Annotated in this window: 20 protein-coding genes; 10 read left to right on the forward strand and 10 right to left on the reverse strand. The window is 61.5% G+C overall.

Annotated elements, in window-relative coordinates; translation table 11 throughout:
- A partial coding sequence (locus VGP39_RS27730) for a DEAD/DEAH box helicase (protein ID WP_327571293.1) occupies positions 1 to 1,805 on the forward strand: 1,805 nt, incomplete at its 5' end.
- 69 nt (positions 1,806 to 1,874) lie between these two features.
- On the opposite strand, the gene VGP39_RS27735 is transcribed toward VGP39_RS27730, so the two are convergent.
- The 3 genes from VGP39_RS27735 to VGP39_RS27745 all read right to left on the reverse strand — a co-directional run bounded on the left by VGP39_RS27735 (position 1,875) and on the right by VGP39_RS27745 (position 4,254).
- The gene (locus tag VGP39_RS27735) at positions 1,875 to 2,093 is read right to left on the reverse strand and encodes a type II toxin-antitoxin system HicB family antitoxin (protein ID WP_327571294.1); all 219 of its coding nucleotides are present in this window, start codon (positions 2,091 to 2,093) and stop codon (positions 1,875 to 1,877) included.
- A gap of 161 nt (positions 2,094 to 2,254) precedes the next feature.
- A complete protein-coding gene (locus VGP39_RS27740; protein WP_327571295.1) occupies positions 2,255 to 3,199 on the reverse strand; it encodes a hypothetical protein in 945 nt (314 codons plus the stop codon).
- Between the two features lie 287 nt (positions 3,200 to 3,486).
- Positions 3,487 to 4,254 carry a phytanoyl-CoA dioxygenase family protein gene (locus VGP39_RS27745; RefSeq protein ID WP_327571296.1) on the reverse strand — a complete coding sequence of 256 codons (768 nt, stop codon included), beginning with the start codon at positions 4,252 to 4,254 and terminating at the stop codon, positions 3,487 to 3,489.
- Between the two features lie 138 nt (positions 4,255 to 4,392).
- Between VGP39_RS27745 and VGP39_RS27750 the strand changes: the two genes are divergently transcribed.
- From VGP39_RS27750 to VGP39_RS27760, 3 genes are all read left to right on the forward strand, one after another.
- The gene (locus VGP39_RS27750) at positions 4,393 to 4,743 is read left to right on the forward strand and encodes a Lin0512 family protein (RefSeq protein WP_327571297.1); all 351 of its coding nucleotides are present in this window, start codon (positions 4,393 to 4,395) and stop codon (positions 4,741 to 4,743) included.
- 601 nt (positions 4,744 to 5,344) lie between these two features.
- Positions 5,345 to 5,563, forward strand: coding sequence for a type II toxin-antitoxin system HicB family antitoxin (locus VGP39_RS27755; protein ID WP_327571298.1), 219 nt, complete (start codon positions 5,345 to 5,347; stop codon positions 5,561 to 5,563).
- 7 nt (positions 5,564 to 5,570) lie between these two features.
- Positions 5,571 to 6,890: a dicarboxylate/amino acid:cation symporter gene (locus tag VGP39_RS27760; protein ID WP_327571299.1), complete on the forward strand. Its 1,320-nt coding sequence runs from the start codon at positions 5,571 to 5,573 to the stop codon at positions 6,888 to 6,890.
- A 23-nt stretch (positions 6,891 to 6,913) separates the two neighbouring features.
- Here the strand turns inward: VGP39_RS27760 and vapC are convergent, their stop codons facing one another.
- Positions 6,914 to 7,312: a type II toxin-antitoxin system tRNA(fMet)-specific endonuclease VapC gene (gene vapC / locus VGP39_RS27765; RefSeq protein WP_327571300.1), complete on the reverse strand. Its 399-nt coding sequence runs from the start codon at positions 7,310 to 7,312 to the stop codon at positions 6,914 to 6,916.
- Between the two features lie 102 nt (positions 7,313 to 7,414).
- Between vapC and VGP39_RS27770 the strand changes: the two genes are divergently transcribed.
- From VGP39_RS27770 to VGP39_RS27780, 3 genes are read left to right on the forward strand one after another with little or no spacing between them, the layout of a single operon-like run.
- Complete coding sequence (locus tag VGP39_RS27770) at positions 7,415 to 7,699, forward strand: metalloregulator ArsR/SmtB family transcription factor (protein WP_327571301.1); 285 nt, start codon at positions 7,415 to 7,417, stop codon at positions 7,697 to 7,699.
- Positions 7,696 to 8,163 carry an SRPBCC domain-containing protein gene (locus VGP39_RS27775; protein WP_327571302.1) on the forward strand — a complete coding sequence of 156 codons (468 nt, stop codon included), beginning with the start codon at positions 7,696 to 7,698 and terminating at the stop codon, positions 8,161 to 8,163. Before VGP39_RS27770 ends, VGP39_RS27775 begins: the two co-directional genes overlap by 4 nt.
- 40 nt (positions 8,164 to 8,203) lie before the next feature.
- Positions 8,204 to 8,932, forward strand: a complete 729-nt coding sequence (locus tag VGP39_RS27780) for a DUF899 domain-containing protein (protein ID WP_327571303.1) — start codon at positions 8,204 to 8,206, stop codon at positions 8,930 to 8,932.
- 130 nt (positions 8,933 to 9,062) lie between these two features.
- On the opposite strand, the gene VGP39_RS27785 is transcribed toward VGP39_RS27780, so the two are convergent.
- The 6 genes from VGP39_RS27785 to VGP39_RS27810 all read right to left on the reverse strand — a co-directional run bounded on the left by VGP39_RS27785 (position 9,063) and on the right by VGP39_RS27810 (position 14,378).
- A complete protein-coding gene (locus VGP39_RS27785; protein ID WP_327571304.1) occupies positions 9,063 to 9,527 on the reverse strand; it encodes a GyrI-like domain-containing protein in 465 nt (154 codons plus the stop codon).
- A gap of 143 nt (positions 9,528 to 9,670) precedes the next feature.
- Positions 9,671 to 10,135 carry an SRPBCC domain-containing protein gene (locus tag VGP39_RS27790; protein WP_327571305.1) on the reverse strand — a complete coding sequence of 155 codons (465 nt, stop codon included), beginning with the start codon at positions 10,133 to 10,135 and terminating at the stop codon, positions 9,671 to 9,673.
- The gene (locus VGP39_RS27795; RefSeq protein ID WP_327571306.1) at positions 10,132 to 10,470 is read right to left on the reverse strand and encodes a metalloregulator ArsR/SmtB family transcription factor; all 339 of its coding nucleotides are present in this window, start codon (positions 10,468 to 10,470) and stop codon (positions 10,132 to 10,134) included. Before VGP39_RS27795 ends, VGP39_RS27790 begins: the two co-directional genes overlap by 4 nt.
- 178 nt (positions 10,471 to 10,648) lie before the next feature.
- Complete coding sequence (locus VGP39_RS27800; protein WP_327571307.1) at positions 10,649 to 12,853, reverse strand: xanthine dehydrogenase family protein molybdopterin-binding subunit; 2,205 nt, start codon at positions 12,851 to 12,853, stop codon at positions 10,649 to 10,651.
- 5 nt (positions 12,854 to 12,858) lie between these two features.
- On the reverse strand, positions 12,859 to 13,875 hold the full coding sequence (locus tag VGP39_RS27805; protein ID WP_327571308.1) for a xanthine dehydrogenase family protein subunit M: 1,017 nt from the start codon (positions 13,873 to 13,875) through the stop codon (positions 12,859 to 12,861).
- On the reverse strand, positions 13,872 to 14,378 hold the full coding sequence (locus tag VGP39_RS27810) for a (2Fe-2S)-binding protein (protein ID WP_327571354.1): 507 nt from the start codon (positions 14,376 to 14,378) through the stop codon (positions 13,872 to 13,874). The genes VGP39_RS27805 and VGP39_RS27810 overlap by 4 nt, the downstream gene beginning before the upstream one ends.
- 184 nt (positions 14,379 to 14,562) lie before the next feature.
- Here VGP39_RS27810 and VGP39_RS27815 point away from each other — a divergent pair, with 184 nt between their 5' ends.
- From VGP39_RS27815 to VGP39_RS27825, 3 genes are all read left to right on the forward strand, one after another.
- The gene (locus tag VGP39_RS27815; protein ID WP_327571309.1) at positions 14,563 to 14,919 is read left to right on the forward strand and encodes an ArsC family reductase; all 357 of its coding nucleotides are present in this window, start codon (positions 14,563 to 14,565) and stop codon (positions 14,917 to 14,919) included.
- A 308-nt stretch (positions 14,920 to 15,227) separates the two neighbouring features.
- On the forward strand, positions 15,228 to 15,983 hold the full coding sequence (locus VGP39_RS27820) for an ABC transporter ATP-binding protein (RefSeq protein ID WP_327571310.1): 756 nt from the start codon (positions 15,228 to 15,230) through the stop codon (positions 15,981 to 15,983).
- A gap of 7 nt (positions 15,984 to 15,990) precedes the next feature.
- A complete protein-coding gene (locus tag VGP39_RS27825) occupies positions 15,991 to 16,722 on the forward strand; it encodes an ABC transporter ATP-binding protein (RefSeq protein WP_414644828.1) in 732 nt (243 codons plus the stop codon).
- The last annotated feature ends 3 nt before the right edge of the window (positions 16,723 to 16,725 follow it).

Genomic DNA, 16,725 nt, shown 5'->3' on the forward strand with positions numbered 1-16,725 from the left:
GCGGCATCGACTGGTTCGAGCTGGCGCTCGGCGTCGAGATCGACGGCGAACGGCGCGACCTTGCGCCGATGCTGGCGGCGCTGGTCTCCAATCCGGGCTTCACGCCGGACATGGTCAGAAAGCTCGCCGAGGACGGCGATAATCTCTATGTGCCGCTTGCCGATGGTCGTCACGTGGCGCTTGCCGCGGATCGTTTCCTACCCGTGGTGCTGGCGCTGCACAGCCTGAGACTCAGCGGCGTATCGTTCGAAGCTTCGGGGACTATCAAGCTCGCGCGCGCGGATGTCGTACCGCTACTGGCGCTCGAGAGCGACAACTTCATCTTCAAGGGCGCCGACAACCTTCGCCGTCTCGCCGGCCTGCTGCAGGGACCGGGCCTCGTTCCTGCTGCCGTACCGCCTGATTTCCGTGCCGAGCTGCGGCCCTATCAGGCGCTCGGCGTGGCATGGCTTGATCTGCTGCGCGAGAGCGGACTGGGCGGCGTGCTGGCCGACGACATGGGGCTCGGCAAAACCGTTCAGATTCTGGCGCTAATCGCGCTGGAGAAATCGCGCGCCAATCTCGTCGGACCGGCCCTTGTCGTGGCGCCGACCAGCCTGATGACCAACTGGCTCAATGAAGCGCAAAAGTTCGCGCCGGAATTGAAGGTCCTGGTGCTTCATGGCGCGGACCGCAAACAACGATTCGACAGTATTTCCGAGCAAGATCTGGTGCTGACGACCTATCCGCTGATCGCGCGGGATAAAGAAATCCTGTTCGCGCGCGAATGGCATATGGCGGTCTTGGACGAGGCGCAGACTGTCAAGAATCCGGATGCCGCCACCAGCCGGTTGATCCGTGACTTGAAGGCAAAACACCGTTTCTGCCTGACCGGAACGCCGATGGAAAACCATCTCGGCGAACTCTGGTCGATCATGAGTTTCGCCAATCCGGGTTATCTCGGGGACAAGGCGGCGTTCGCCCGTCAATGGCGCAGCCCGATCGAAAAGCGTGCCGATGCCGCGCGAGCGGCGGTGCTGGCGCGCCGGGTCAGGCCGTTTTTGCTGCGGCGGACCAAGGCCGAAGTGGCGGCCGAGTTGCCGCCCAAGACCGAGATTCTGGAGACGATGGTCCTGGAAGGAAGCCAGCGCGACCTCTACGATTCGATTAGGTTGTCAATGTCGGCCAAAGTCCGCAAGGCCATCGCGGCGCGCGGGCTCGCAAAGAGCCATATCATCGTGTTGGAGGCGTTGCTCCGTTTGCGCCAGGTGTGTTGCGACCCGGCGCTGCTCAAGCTCGACGACGGCGTAGAACGGTCCTCCGCCAAACTCGAACGGCTGATGGAAATGGTGCTGGAGTTGCTGAGCGAAGGCCGCAAGATCATCGTCTTCTCGCAATTTACCTCCATGCTCGCGCTGATCCGGATCCGCCTCGATGCGGAACGCATCCGTTACAGCGTGCTGACCGGTGAAACTGTGGACCGCAAGACCGCCATTGAAACCTTTCAGGGCGGCGGCACCGATGTTTTTCTGGTCAGCCTGAAGGCGGGCGGCGTCGGATTGAACCTGACCGCCGCCGACACGGTGATCATTTTCGATCCCTGGTGGAATCCGGCCGTCGAACAGCAGGCGATCGATCGCGCTCATCGCATCGGCCAGGACAAGGCGGTTTTTGTCTATCGCCTGGTGGCGGCAGGCACGGTCGAGGAGAAGATGGACGAACTCAAGGCCCGAAAGCGCGCCTTGGCCGACAGCCTGTTCGATCGTGACGGACGCATCAGTTCAGCCCTCACGGAAGAGGATGTGAGAGCTTTGTTCGATGATTAGATCAGCCGACCACCGAGGGCGCAAGCCGTCGGCAACCACAAGCACGAGTGAACCTGCTTGCGTCGCGGCCTACTCGGCAGCCTCGGTATGCGGCTGATAGCGCGCGTCGGGAACGGGTTGACCCGTCTCTCGAGCGACCTCCAGCCAAAGGTCCATCGCGACACCCAACTCCGCTACCGCTTGTTCCGGCGTACTGCCGTGCGCCGCGCACGGTTCCAGGTCCGGTGCTTCCGCAATCCAGACGGCGTCCTCGTCGGACCAATACACGATGAGGGCGTACTTCTTCATTCGCTCTTGTCCAAGGTCAGGCCATGTTTACGGATCATATCGCGAAGGTGTCGAACCTGGGGATCGTTCGGCGGCCTTAGCATTTGATCGAAGTTTTTTGACCGCTGGGCACGCAAATCCGTAGATTTCGGCAATATATTCGTTTGGGATGACGCGACGAACTACTCCGTCGAAATCTTCAACTTGTTCGCGCCGTTGTAGCCGTAGACCTCATGCAGGATCGTCAGGAGTTCGTTAGCGATGGCCGCGTCGCCGAATTTGTCCAACGGATAGCTCTTCCAGTAATCCGCTGCACGTCCGGGATCGGCATATCCCGCGCTTCGCAGCCGCGACAGGCGAACGGGCGTGAGGATGGTTGCCAGTGCAGGCCAGCTTTCCGCCGATTGAGCCTCGCAGTAGATGGCTGTGGGCGGAGTTTCCGTTATGCATTGGACGTAACCAATGCCGGCGTTGAAGATGACGTAGACTTGGCGTCCGGTATTGATCCGCAACCGCTGGATTTCCGCGTTTGCGGTGGCGCCGTAGAGGGCGATGAGTTCCGCCGACGAGTTGACGATCTGTGGCGTCTCCAAATCCGGTTTATAAGAGCAGGTGCGCACCGCCCACTTTCGCATCGCCGGCGTGTCATTGACGAGGCCGGCGAGATTTTGCGAAGGACCGTTGCGGGGCGGGCAGGGCGTATCGGAGATCCACGTGGTTTGTATTTCCGGGCCTGGTGAGTCCGGGTCGTACGCCTCGGTCAACGTCCGCAGAATGTGAGCCGCTATAGAACCTGTCGGCCTGTCCGCTGGAAACGTCTGCACATAGTTTCCGAAGCTGGGATCGAGGGTCCAGCCGAGCGCCATGAGACGGCTTAACCGATCCCCGGTTAGCACGTTCTTGAGTGAGGATTGCATCGTCGTTCCGGCCGCTTCGCAGCGGAGTTCGCGCTCCGGCAGACGTCGGCACTGGATATATTTATTGCCGTCCCAGAACGTCGCGTAACCGATCCGACCGGGCCGAACCAATGTGGTGATGTTTTGCAGCGCCTCGTCGATGCGCGAACTGGGCGTTTGCGCGAAACTCGAGCCTGTTACCCGCGACAATTCGATCACGGCGATAACCACGGCAGCCCGCCTCAGCCAAAATCCAAAAACCCTCATGCGCGCGCCCGAAACGTCAGGATTTCAGGCACGATATTCGAGCAAGCCGCCGTCGGACACCGACTGAAAGTGGTTCGGACCTACCTCTGCAACTTATCCAGGGCCGTCGGCCGATCGCCGACGCATTTACCCAAGGCGTCGCGTTGGCAACGGCCCCCCCGCGGTGTCCTGCTGGAGCACCTCAATGAGTTCCAGCGGAATGCAGCGCCTCAGAGACGAACCCATCTCGATCGTACCCGTGCGCGAGGCTGTCAAGCTCCGTACACGATCGGGAAGTAGGCCTCGTCAATCTCATTATTGCGATCAGCAATAAGTGACACGTTGATGTGCTTATCCGACGCCGTGCCCGGGACGTAATGAAGGTCGGCGTCCATATAGTGAAGCGTCATGGCAATTCGATCGCGGGGCGATGTGTTGGGCCGGCTGCGATGTCCGGTCAGGCAATGATGTACCGATATGCTCCCCGCCGGACCGACGATAGGATGGCCGTCGTAAGCGTCGAGGTCGGCATCGTCGCCGAGGCCGGCCGCCTCGACCCTGTGGCTTCCCGCCGCGAACTCCATGCCGCCGTTGGTGGGGGACACGGAGTTCAGGGCCACCCAGAAGGTCAGGAGACGCGGCGCGCTCAGGCACTGCCAGGAGGTCATGTCGCGATGCCATCTTATCGCGTTCTTGCCGGGGGCGCCGGCGTATTTGCAGATGAAGGACGTCCCCCAAAGCCGGATGCGCCGAACGCCCAACATGCCCGCGGCCAGCCGGCCGAGATCGGCACTGAGAGCGATCCGTTCAACAACTGCGCTCGACCAGTGAGGGTGCGAGAGCATGTCGAGACTGTCCCGCTCATAAAGATCCTTGATCGTGTAGCGCGCCGGCGGGCGCGGGAGTTCGTCGAAGTTTCGGATCAGCCGCACGTATTCGCGCTTAAGGTTTCTCACATCCGAGGCCAGAACCGGTCGATCGGCTATGGCGAAACCAAGCCTGGCCCATTGTTCGAAGTCGAACGCCTCTTCCACACGCATGGGATCTCCGACGGCCACGGCGTCTCACCCCAATTCATTCGCCTTGAGGATGGACGGCCAGCGTCGCGGCCGTGTTTGACATTACTCCAAAGATCGCAAAAGACTACTCGCTTCCACCCTAACGACCGCAGGAAACCGATGGCACGCGTGCGCTGTATTACCGAAATGGGCATGGGCGTTGATGTTCACGGCCGCGATGCCACCAAGGCGGCAAGGCGTGCGGTCTCCGACGCCATCCGCCACTCCAGCCTCGGCTTCTTCCGGATGCTGGGTAAGACGGCCAACGACATGTTCGTCGATGTCACCATCGGCGTGCCGGACCCAGGCTTGGTTGACACCGCAGCGGTCGCAAAAGAGCTTCCTTACGGAACGGTGACCGTCACCGCGGTCAAAGGCGGACTCGAAGTTCCCGCTGAGAGCGGCGGGGATGCCATCATCATTGCCAATGCAGCGGTGATCGTCAGTCTCGACGACGGCGTGCCCGGCTAAACGCACATCTGAATTGGGCGCTGCCGCGCTCGGTCATCAACGAGTTCAATGGCATCAACCGCGGGGGGCCACAACCTGACGAGCGGCCCGGGACACAATTAAGTGGGAGTGATCCGGAAATGGCAGCCATTTATCAACCGTGAGTATTGAGATGCGCGTTCTAAGCCATTGAGGATTATGAATAAAATATAGAAAGGGTTTTTTATGCATTTGCACGTCGGAAATTGTAAAAAATTATTTTCACTACACACTTCAAAGATTCAGTTGAATTTTTGACGAACCTTCGCCTCGGTTGACCTTCCAAAACCTCCCTTATTCTGACGCTCGCTGTTGAAGGGGAATCGATATGGCGAGCCCAACAAAAACATTCGATGCGGTTAGGCGTGGTCATGGCAGTATTTCTTTTAATGACTTGCAACGACTTCTGAGCAAACTGGGTTTTCGGCTAGATCGAGTGCAGGGAGCCATCATATCTATGTTCGCGCGGGCGTGTCGCGCCCGATCAATATCCAGCCCGTAGGAAAAGATGCAAAACCGTATCAAGTTCGCCAACTTCGCGATATAATCGAGGAGTTCGGTCTGAAACTCGAAGATTGAATCCATGAACCGTTACGCCATCAATGTGTTCTGGTCGGAGGAAGACGGCGTGTGGGTTGCCGACGCTCCCGACCTGAAGTCTTGCTCCGCCTTCGGCGCGACTCCCGAAGAAGCGCTCGCAGAATTGCGAATCGCCATGGATGCCTGGGTGCAGGCCGCCCGCGAAGCAGGATACCCCATTCCCGACGCCCGCTATCAAACGCACCACGAAGCTGCCGAATAGGCGCAATATGACCACAGAGGCCGTCCGTCCCGCTCCGCGCCATCAGCCGTGGTACAAGATCCTCTACATCCAGGTGCTGATCGCCATCGCACTTGGCATCCTGATCGGGCATTTCTATCCAAATACCGGCAAGGCCCTAAAACCGCTCGGCGACGGGTTTATCGCGCTGATCAAGATGATGATCGCGCCGGTGATCTTCTGCACCGTGGTGCATGGCATCTCCTCGATGGGCGACCTGAAGCGCGTCGGCAGGGTCGGATTGAAGACGCTGGTTTATTTCGAAGTGATTTCGACGCTGGCGCTCGCCATCGGCCTCTTGGTCGGGGAAATCCTGCAGCCGGGCCACGGTTTCAACATCGATCCGGCCACGATCGACCCGAAATCGGTCGCCACCTATGTCACCAAGGCAAAGGAAGAGGGCATCGTCGAGCATCTGATGGGGATCATTCCCGACAGCTATATCGGGGCGCTGGCGCGCGGCGACCTGCTGCAGGTCCTGCTGATCTCGATCCTCTCCGGGTTTGCGATCGCCTTTCTCGGCAAGGTCGGCGAGCCGATCGCCTATGCGATCGACCAGGCCGCAAAGATGTTTTTCGGCATCATCCGCATCATCGTGCGGGCAGCACCGCTCGGCGCATTCGGCGCGATGGCCTTCACCGTCGGCGCCTACGGCCTTGACGCGCTGTGGAATCTGATCGCGCTGATCGGGACGTTCTATCTGACCAGCATATTGTTCGTGCTGATCGTGCTCGGCACCATCGCGCGGTTGGCCGGCTTCTCCATCCTCCGCTTCATCGCCTACATCAAGGACGAACTGCTGATCGTGCTCGGCACCTCGTCGTCGGAAACCGTGCTGCCGCAGATGATCCAGAAGATGGAGCATCTCGGCGCGTCGCGATCCGTGGTCGGCCTTGTGATTCCGACCGGCTACAGTTTCAATCTGGACGGCACGAATATCTATATGACGCTGGCGACGCTGTTTCTCGCCCAGGCCACCAACACCAACCTGACGATCTGGCAAGAGCTCGGCATCCTCGGCATCGCCATGATCACCTCGAAGGGAGCCTCGGGCGTCACCGGCGCCGGCTTCATCACGCTTGCGGCGACGCTTTCGATTGTCCCGGACATACCGATCCAGTCGATCGCCATCCTGGTCGGCATCGACAAATTCATGAGCGAATGCCGCGCGCTGACCAACCTGATCGGTAATGGCGTCGCCTGCATCGTGATCAGCCGCTCCGAAGGCGAACTCGACATGGACAAGCTGCACGAAACCATGGCGCATCCGATCGAACTCGGCGAGGCGCTGGAGCCGGGGCGAAGCTGAGCGTACCGAAGCTGGTGTTTCGCTTACACCCAATTCTCGGTCCTGACCCCCGGCATGCGGCTGAACTCGCGCACGTTGTTGGTAACGGTGATCAGCCCCTCGCTGCGGGCGTGGCCGCCGATCTGCATGTCGTGCGTGCCGCAGGGCGTTCCGGTGGGCTGCAGTTCGGCGCGGAGTTGCCCGTAGTGCATGGCGGCCTTTGCGTCGAATGCCAGCACATCGAGGCGCGCCACGAAATGCTCGAGACTGATCAGGTTGGCGGCGCGACGCGCGGATTTTTCAGCGCCATAGTGCAGCTCGCCGAACGTGATGCTGGAGATACAAAGTTGTTCGGCGAGCGAATTGAATTTTTCGAGCAGATTGAGAGAGCGTTTCCTCATCACATAGATGCAGATGTTGGTGTCGAGCATGTAGGTAAGCATCAGAGCGGCTCACGCTCCTCGGCCGCGGGCTGCTCACGGTCGATCATAAAATCCTCGCTGACGTGTGGACCGTTAAGAAACCAATCGTCCCAACGTCGGCCCTTGGGCACGATCACCCGGCTGCGGCCGATTTTCAAAATATCGACTTGGTGCACCGTGGTCGAGCTGACGCGTGGGAGCGGGGTGACGCAGGGCGCCATCTCCCAGCATCTCAAGTCGTTGAAGCTGGCTGGCCTCGTCGCGGAACGTCCCGAAGGCCGCAACGTCTATTACCGCGCCCAGCCCGACGGTCTCGCACCGCTCGTGGACTGGATGAGCCATTACGGCGTCTTCTGGCGTGACCGCTTCGCCAATCTCCGAACTCTCCTGACGGAAATCGATCCATGAACGACGTCGCTTTGAAATCCGGCACGCAAGAGATCGTCGTCGACGAGGTCTTTCCGCATGCGCCAGAGACGATCTGGCGGACGCTGACGTCAGGCGCGCTGATGACCCGCTGGCTGGGGATGACACCGACAGGGTTCGAGCCAAGGAAGGGCACGAAGTTCACTTACCAGACGACGCCGGGCGGCGCGTGGGATGGTGTCATTCACTGCGAGGTGCTGGAAGCGACAGCGAATGAACGGCTCGTCTACACCTGGAAAAGCGGGCACGCGGAAAACATTGGCTACGGCGCGCCGCTCGATACCGTCGTCACATTCATCCTCTCCAGGGTCGAAAACGGAACGCGCCTTCGCCTTGTCCACTCCGGCTTCGTGCTCCCGAAGAACGATGCCGCTTTCAAGAACATGGGCGGCGGCTGGAAGAAGGTCGTGCCAAGGATCGGCGCCATCGCCGGCGAACAGGACTGACGCATCACCTGAGAAGGGACGGAAAGAAGGAGTGCACGCCATGAACACACCCCCGATCGTGTCGCCGCAAGAATGGGATGCTGCGCGCGAAAAACTTCTGGTCGAGGAGAAGGAAATGACGCGCGCCCGTGACGCGCTGGCTGCCGAGCAACGGCGGATGCCGTGGGTTGCCGTGGAAAAGGCCTATACGTTCGACGGGCCCGAGGGCAAAGCGAGCCTGCTCGACCTGTTCAAGGGCCGCCGTCAGTTGATCATCTACCGCGCCTTCTTCGAACCCGGCGTGCACGGCTGGCCGGAGCATGCCTGCATCGGCTGTTCGCTCGGGGCTGACCAGGTTTCCAACCTTGCCCACCTGAATGCGCGCGACACCACCCTCGTATATGCCTCGCGCGCGCCGCAGGCCGACATCGCCCGGCTGAAGGCGCGAATGGGCTGGGAAATCCCCTGGGTTACCATCACCGACAGTTTTGACGCCGACCTCGGCGTAGACGAGTGGCATGGCCACAACGCGTTCATCCGAGACGGCGAGCGGATCTTCCGCACCTACTTCATCAACAGCCGCGGCGACGAGGCGATGGGCACCGTCTGGAGCTATCTCGACATGACGGCGCTCGGACGCCAGGAAGAGTGGGAGGACTCGCCGGAGGGCACCCCGCAGAGCCCGCCGTACAAATGGTGGAACTGGAACGACAGTTACGTCCAGGGCGCCGCGCCCGACCCGAAGTGGGTCGAGGTGTCGGACGCTGGGGAGGCCGCCTTTCGGACGTGATCCCGGCCGGGCCAGGTGACGCGTGCGCATTATTGGAACGTCGCCGATGGGGGACGCAGCGCCTTTCGGAAACGCGACGGGTAGTCCGGTGCGGCATCGCTCAGGCGGAGGCATTGATCGAGGCGATGGACTATCCCACCAGCGGCCGGTTCAGTTCCGTGCGCCAGTTTGCCGGGTCGGGACTCGACTGCGGACCGACCGAATACAGCTCCCACAGATCATTCGCCTGCGGGTGCCCGTTCGCCTTCATCCAACTGTTGAACTCGTCCCAGGCTGATGGCAGACCTTCATAAGGACCGCTATAGATTGCGCGAGCGACCTTTGCGGCGGGAAGCTCGCCCGGGTGCACGCGCCCGGAGGCCTTTACGGGCGCCGCGGTCTTCACGCCCAATTCGAAATCGAAGCTGTCGGCACTCATCTTCAGATGGTGCGCAAAGACCGCTCCGACCGGCTTCACCCCCTGTGCAGCGAGCGTTGTCATCAGCTCGCCAACGGCGGGGCCAAACTGTTTCATCATCTCGCTGCGCGGAATGGTGAGGCGGATGATGGCGGCCTGCTCGGCGCTGGTCTGAACGATCTCTGGCGTGGATAGCATGTCGGTACTCCCGGATTCGATGTGACAGATGCGATGGACATTCCGGGACACGCACTTTCGCGTCGACTCGGAATCCAGCCAGCTTATGCAGCGTTTAGATTTCGGGTCTGCGTGTTTCCCCGCATCCCGGAATGACGAGAAGTTCAAATCATGGTCTCGAGCCGGACATAACTCGCTTCCATCCCGTGCTCCATTCCGCTCGCAAGCATCCTTGCGCGCGTCTCGGCGTCGGGCAGGGTCATTCGCATGGTCATCAGTGTGCCTGCTCCGTCCGGCTCGAATCTCGTTTCGACGTGATTGTCGGGCGTCGGATCCGGCAGATGCATTCGCTCGACGTGAACGATCCGAATGAATGGCGCCAGTTCGATGAATTCACCGGTGACGTGAAATCCGTTTCCCTTGCCATCCGTCCACTCGTAGCGGATTTTCCCCCCCGGCCGCGCCTCGCAGATGCATACGGGCATCGTCCAGCCGTCAGGTCCGAGCAGCCATCTCTGGATAAACTTCGGCTCGGTGTGCGCGCGATAGACCGCTTCGGGCGGCGCCGCAAAACGTCGCGTGACCACGACATGCCTGTCGTCTTCTGTCCGGAGCGTCAGCTTGCTCATCGTCGGGGCTTTCGCTTTCTCGGTTTCATGGTGGCCAGAACGTCGTCGAGCCGGTCGTAGTTCTTGGCCAAGGCTTGCCGCAGCATGCCGAGCCATTGATCGATCTCGCTTATGGCGGCGGGCGCCAGCCGGCATGGCCGCCGCGTGCCCTCGACGCGGCGGATGATGAGGCCCGCGCCTTCGAGCACCTTGAGATGCCGGGAGATCGCCGGCTGCGTCATCTCGAATGGTTCTGCCAGCTCCATCACCGACGCTTCGCCCAGAGCCAGGCGAGCCAACAGCGCCCGGCGGGTCGGGTCTGCGAGCGCGGAGAAGGCAGAGTCGAGGGTTGCCATAGCCATCCTTTATATAACAGAATAGTTATATAAAGAAGCTGTTGTCAAGAGCCTTTTAATGGCCTCGACAGAGGTCGCCGCCATCCGGAAATCGCTGGCGGAATGCTCGGATCCTCGAAGGCTGATACGCGCGCGCATGATGAACTGAGTTCTCTGCGCGCATAGGCGTGGGATTATCTCACCGCCGCAGCTTGTCCAGCGTAATCGGCAAATCGCGCACGCGCTTCCCCGTTGCGTGATACACGGCATTAGCAATGGCCGCGGCCACGCCGACGAGGCCGATTTCGCCGACCCCCTTGATCCCCAACGGATTGATGATGTCGTCAGGCTCGTCGACAAAGATCACCTTGATGTCGTGAACGTCGGCATTCACCGGCACGTGGTACTCGCCGTAATTGGCGTTCATGATGCGGCCGAAATGGTGATCGAGCAGAGTTTCCTCGTGCAGCGCCATGCCGATGCCCCAGATCATGCTGCCCATGATCTGGTTATGCGCGGTCTTGGTGTTGAGGATGCGCCCGGCGGCGAGCGCGCTGACCAGGCGGGTGACCCTTATGACGCCGAGCTGCTCGTCGACCTTCACTTCCGCGAACACCGCGGAGTGCGCGTTGCGCGCATGTTTATCGTCTTTCTTGAAACTGGTGGATTTTTCCTGCTCGATCCGGTCGACCTTGCCGTGCCTCATCGCGTCCGCGATCGACACCGCGCGGCTCGAGTCTTGTTTGCTCACGATCTTGCTGTCGGCAAGCATGACATCGTCCGGCTTTACACTTTTCAGCGGCGAGTCTGGAATCTTCTTCGCGAGCGCCAGCAAGTCCTTGCGAACGGCATCGGCGGCATTCTTGATCGCATGCGATACCGAGGCTGCCATCCACGATCCGCCTTCGACCGGCGATGCTGGCAACGAGGAATCGCCGAGTTTGATGCTGACATTGTCGATCGGCAGGCCCAGCATGTCGGCGGCAACCTGCGCCATGATGGTATAGGTGCCGGTGCCGATATCGGCGGTGGCGCAGGAGACTTCGGCATGCCCGTTTGCGGTCAGCACGATCCGCGCCGAGGTCTTTTCCTGCAGCGCTTCCCATACGCCGGTCGCCATTCCCCAGCCGACCAGCTCGCTGCCGTCCCGCATCGAGCGCGGTTCGGCGCTGCGCTTGCTCCAGCCGAACGCCTCCGCCGCCTGACGGTAACATTCGCGCAACTCCTTGCTGGTGTAGGGTAAGCCCTCGTCCTGCTGGAGGTCCGAGTAGTTGCGCAGCCGCAATTGCAGCGGGTCCATCTTCAGCGCAACGGCGAGTTCGTCCATCGCGCATTCCAGCGCATACATCCCCGTCGCGGCCCCCGGCGCGCGCATGTCGCACGGCGTGGGCACGTCGAGCTTTGCAAGCTCATGAGAATATTTCGTGTTGGCGCATTTATACAGCGCGCCGGACCAGCCGGTGTCGTTGCGGGCAAAATCCTCGTATTGCGAGGTCATCGCGATCACGTCGTGCTCGATCGCATCGAGCACGCCGTCGGCGCTGGCGCCGAGCGCGACGCGCTGGGTGGTGCCGGGGCGGTAACCCAGCGTGTACATCTGCTGCCGTGTCAACACCAGGCGGACCGAGCGTTGCAGCGCGCGCGCCGCGAGCACGGCAAGTGCCACTTGGTGCTGCGGACGCAATCCTGAACCGAACGCGCCGCCGACAAACGGCGACATCACGCGCACTTCGTCGGGCTTCATCTTGAAGACGCCGCACAGATAGCGGTGCACGTTCTGCACGCCCTGGGTCTTGTCATAGACCGTCAGCTTGCCGTCGGACTCGCGAATCACCGTCGAGGCGAACAACTCCATCGGATTGTGATGCTCGACCGGTACGTAATATTCGCCCTCGTGGCGCACCGCGGCGGCGGCGAGCGCCTTCTCGGCGTTGCCGCGCGGCTTTGGCGCGTTTTCGGCAGGCTGCGTTTCGTCGAGCTTTCGCTTCATATCCGTGACGTGCGGTTCCTCTTCGTACCCGACGCGCACCCGCATGGCGGCAAAATGCGCGGTCTCCCAATCTTCGGCGAGCACCAGCGCGACCGGCTGTCCGCTGAACATGATTTTGTCGTCGTACAGGGGCCGGTAAGGCGATCCACTCTCCGGCGCGGTATCGTCCTTGTAGGCGCGGTCGTTATTGGCCATCGGCGGACGGTTCTTGTGCGTCAGCACGGCGATCACGCCCTCAACCGACAGCGCCTCGCTCATGTCGATGCTGGCGATGCGGCCTTTGGCGATCGTCGACGTCACGACGCTGCCAAAAGCGAGGTCGGGCGCGCCGAATTCGCCGGCGTATTTTGCTGATCCCGTGACCTTGGCGTGGCCGTCGACGCGGGATGTGGGCGTGCCGATATAGGGACCCATGACGTTCACCGGATTTTCTTGTCGGACTGCGATTGCGGCGTGGCTTTCGCGGCTTGGGTCAGCGCGCGGACCATGGCGCGCCGCGCCAGATCGATCTTGAAGGTGTTGTGCGCAAAACCTTTTGCATCGCCCAGCAGCAGGTCGGCGGCGCGCTCGAAGGTGGCCTGGTTGGCGGGCTTTCCGCGCAACGCCGCTTCGGCCGCCGGATCCCGCCATGGTTTATGCGCGACGCCGCCCAGCGCCAGCCGCGCGTCCTTGATGCTCTCGCCGTCGAGCTCAAGTGCTGCGGCGACCGACACCAGCGCGAAGGCGTAGGACAGGCGGTCGCGGATTTTCAGATAGGTGTAATGCTCCGCAAAGCCCCGCGCGGGAAGTTCGACCGCGACGATGATCTCGTCGGCCCCAAGATTGCTGTCGCGCTGCGGCGTGTCGCCGGGCAGGCGATGGAAGTCCGCGAACGCGATCACGCGCTCGCCCGCAGGCCCGGCCACATGCACTTTGGCCTCGAGCGCGGCCAGCGCCACGCACATATCGGAGGGATGCACCGCGATGCAGGCTTCGCTGGTGCCGAGGATCGCGTGCATGCGGTTGACGCCGGCAATCGCCGAGCAGCCGCTGCCGGGCTCGCGCTTGTTGCAGGGCGTTGCGGTGTCGTAGAAATAATAGCAGCGGGTCCGCTGCAGCAGATTGCCGCCGGTCGAAGCCATGTTGCGCAGTTGCGCCGAAGCCCCGGCGAGGATCGCGCTGGAGAGCAGTGGATAACGCTGCTCGACCAGAGGATGCCAGGCGAGGTCGGAGTTCGGCACCATCGCGCCGATGCGCAAGCCGCCGTCCGCGGTTTGCTCGACCGACTTCAGCGGCAGCCGGGAAATGTCGATCAGCCGCGTCGGGCGTTCGACCTCCTCCTTCATCAGGTCGATCAGGTTGGTGCCGCCGGCGATGAATTTTGCGCCTGGTTCGGCCGCGATCTGGCGCACCGCGTCGGAGACGTCACTGGCTCGCGCGTATTGAAAATTGATCATGATTTCCCCATCGCCTGCTGGATCGCCGCAACGATGTTGGGATAGGCGGCGCAGCGGCAGATGTTGCCGCTCATCAACTCGCGGATTTCGTCCGGGGTCTTCGCCTTGCCTTCTGCGATCATTCCCGCCGCCGAGCAGATCTGCCCCGGCGTGCAGTAGCCGCACTGGAACGCATCATGATCGATGAAGGCCTGCTGCAGCGGATGCAGTGCGCCGTCCCGGGCAAGGCCTTCGATGGTGGTGATTTCCGCACCGTCCTTCATGACCGCCAGGGTCAGGCAGGAATTGACGCGGCGGCCGTCGACCAGCACCGTACAGGCGCCGCACTGGCCGTGATCGCAGCCTTTCTTGGTGCCGGTGAGATCGAGATGGTCGCGCAGCGCGTCGAGCAGGCTGGTCCACGGCGCAACGTTGAGCTGCCTCGTGGCGCCGTTGACCGTCAAGGCGACGGGAATTTTGGCCGGCGCTGGAATGGCTCCCTTCGGCGGCCGCGCTGTGTTCATTCCTGCCATTGGCTTCTCCGGGGTATGTCTTGGGGTGCCGAGGTCCTGAACACGCGCGTCGTCGTCGATGTGCGTTGCAACGGCCGACCGCCCCGTCCGGTTCCACGATAGCAGCTACATTGATCTGGCGTGCGGGTCGCCGCGCGGCTAGTTTTCAAATTTGCAGGTTTTCGAGGGGGTTACGTTGACGACGGTCATCTACGGCATCAAGAACTGCGACACCATGAAGAAGGCCCGCGCGTGGCTTGATCGCCACCACGTCGTCTACGGCTTTCATGACTATAAGACGGAGGGCGTCCCAAAAGAGAAGCTCAAGCGCTGGAGCGAGGAGGTCGGCTGGGAGACGTTGCTCAATCGCGCCGGCACCACGTTCCGCAAGCTGCCCGAAGCCGACAAGGAGGGCCTTAACGAACGCAAGGCGCTCGCCTTGATGCTGGCGCAGCCATCCATGATCAAGCGGCCGGTGCTTGAAGCCGGCGGCAAGTTGCTGGTCGGATTCAAGCCGGACGTTTACGCGAAAGAAGTGACGCGGTCGCGCTGAACCCGCGTCCAGCTTCTCGAATTCCTCGATGCCCAGCTCATTCGATCGCATCGAAGACGCCGATACCTTCGCCGAAACCTCGGTAAATCAATAAGTCTCTTCGCAATTCGACTAATTGCGGACCCCGGTCCCCGCGCCGCTCTGCCGCATGCCCAGCTTTGCGCCTTGCACAAACCTGCCCGTTGACGGCATATTCCCGGCCGGAGAGGCGGCTGGCCGGGCGAATCCAAGGCGTCCTGGAACCAGCAGTTACGAAATTCGGCCACGCGCGAGGAGACTTGCTGCGAAGGCCGATGGGGGAAATTCGATTGGCCGATGAGTTCATTCTTGAAACCCAGGGATTGACCAAGGAGTTCGCGGGGTTCTTCGCCGTTCGCGATGTCAACCTGCGGGTCCGCCGTGGCAGCATTCACGCTTTGATCGGCCCCAACGGGGCCGGCAAGACCACGTGCTTCAATCTCCTGACCAAATTCCTCAAACCCTCGGCGGGCCAGATCCTCTACAGGGGACAGGACATCACCGCCATGGCGCCCGCCGACGTGGCCCGGCTGGGCCTCGTGCGTTCGTTTCAGATTTCGGCGGTGTTTCCGCATCTCACCGCGCTGGAGAACGTGCGGGTGGCGCTGCAGCGCCAGCACGGCCATTCGTTCGATTTCTGGCGTTCCAAAACGGTGCTCGACAAGTACAACAACCGCGCCTGCGAATTGCTCGACGATGTGGGTTTAAGCGAATTCGAGAAGACGCCGGCGGTCGAGATGCCCTATGGACGCAAACGCGCGCTGGAGATCGCCACCACGCTGGCGCTCGATCCGGAGATGATGCTGCTCGACGAGCCGATGGCAGGCATGGGCCATGAAGACATCGACAAGATCGCGGCGCTGATCAAGCGCATCTCGGCGAAATACACGATCCTGATGGTCGAACACAATCTCAGCGTCGTCGCCAATCTTTCCGACATCATCACGGTGCTGACCCGCGGCCATGTACTTGCGGAAGGCAATTATGCCGAGCTGACCAAGGACGAGCGGGTCAAGGAAGCCTATCTGGGAGCCGGTCATGGCTGATGTGAAAATGGCCGCGCGTCCAACTACCTCCGCTGCGACCGGTCCGGTGCTGACGGTTCAGAATCTCGAGGCCTGGTACGGCGAATCCCATATCCTGCACGGCATCAATTTCAACGTGAATGCCGGTGAGGTTGTCACGCTGCTCGGCCGCAACGGCGCCGGCAAGACCACGACGCTGAAATCGGTGATGGGCATCATCGGCAAGCGCACCGGCTCGATCCGCTTCGGCGATCAGGACATCTCGCGAGCGTCGTCGGACCGGATTGCGCGCATGGGCGTCGCGTTCTGCCCGGAGGAACGTGGGATTTTCGCCAGCCTGGACGTGCGTGAAAACCTGCTGCTGCCGCCGATCGTGCGCGAGGGCGGCCTGTCGCTGGACCAGATATTCGAGCTGTTTCCCAACCTGAAGGAACGGCTGGGCAGCCAGGGCACCAAGCTGTCGGGCGGCGAGCAGCAGATGCTGGCGATCGCCCGCATCCTGCGCACCGGTGCGCGGTTCCTGATGCTGGATGAGCCGACCGAAGGTTTGGCTCCGGTGATCATTCAGCAGATCGGCCACACCATCGCGCGGTTGAAGTCTGAAGGCTTTACCATTCTTCTGGTCGAGCAGAACTTTCGCTTCGCCTCGACCGTGGCGGACCGTTACTACATCGTCGAGCACGGCAAGGTCATCGATGGCTTTGCCAACTCGGAATTGCAGGCCAACATGGACAAGCTTCACACCTATCTCGGCGTCTGAAAA

Source organism: Bradyrhizobium sp. (assembly GCF_036009065.1).
GTDB lineage: Bacteria > Pseudomonadota > Alphaproteobacteria > Rhizobiales > Xanthobacteraceae > Bradyrhizobium.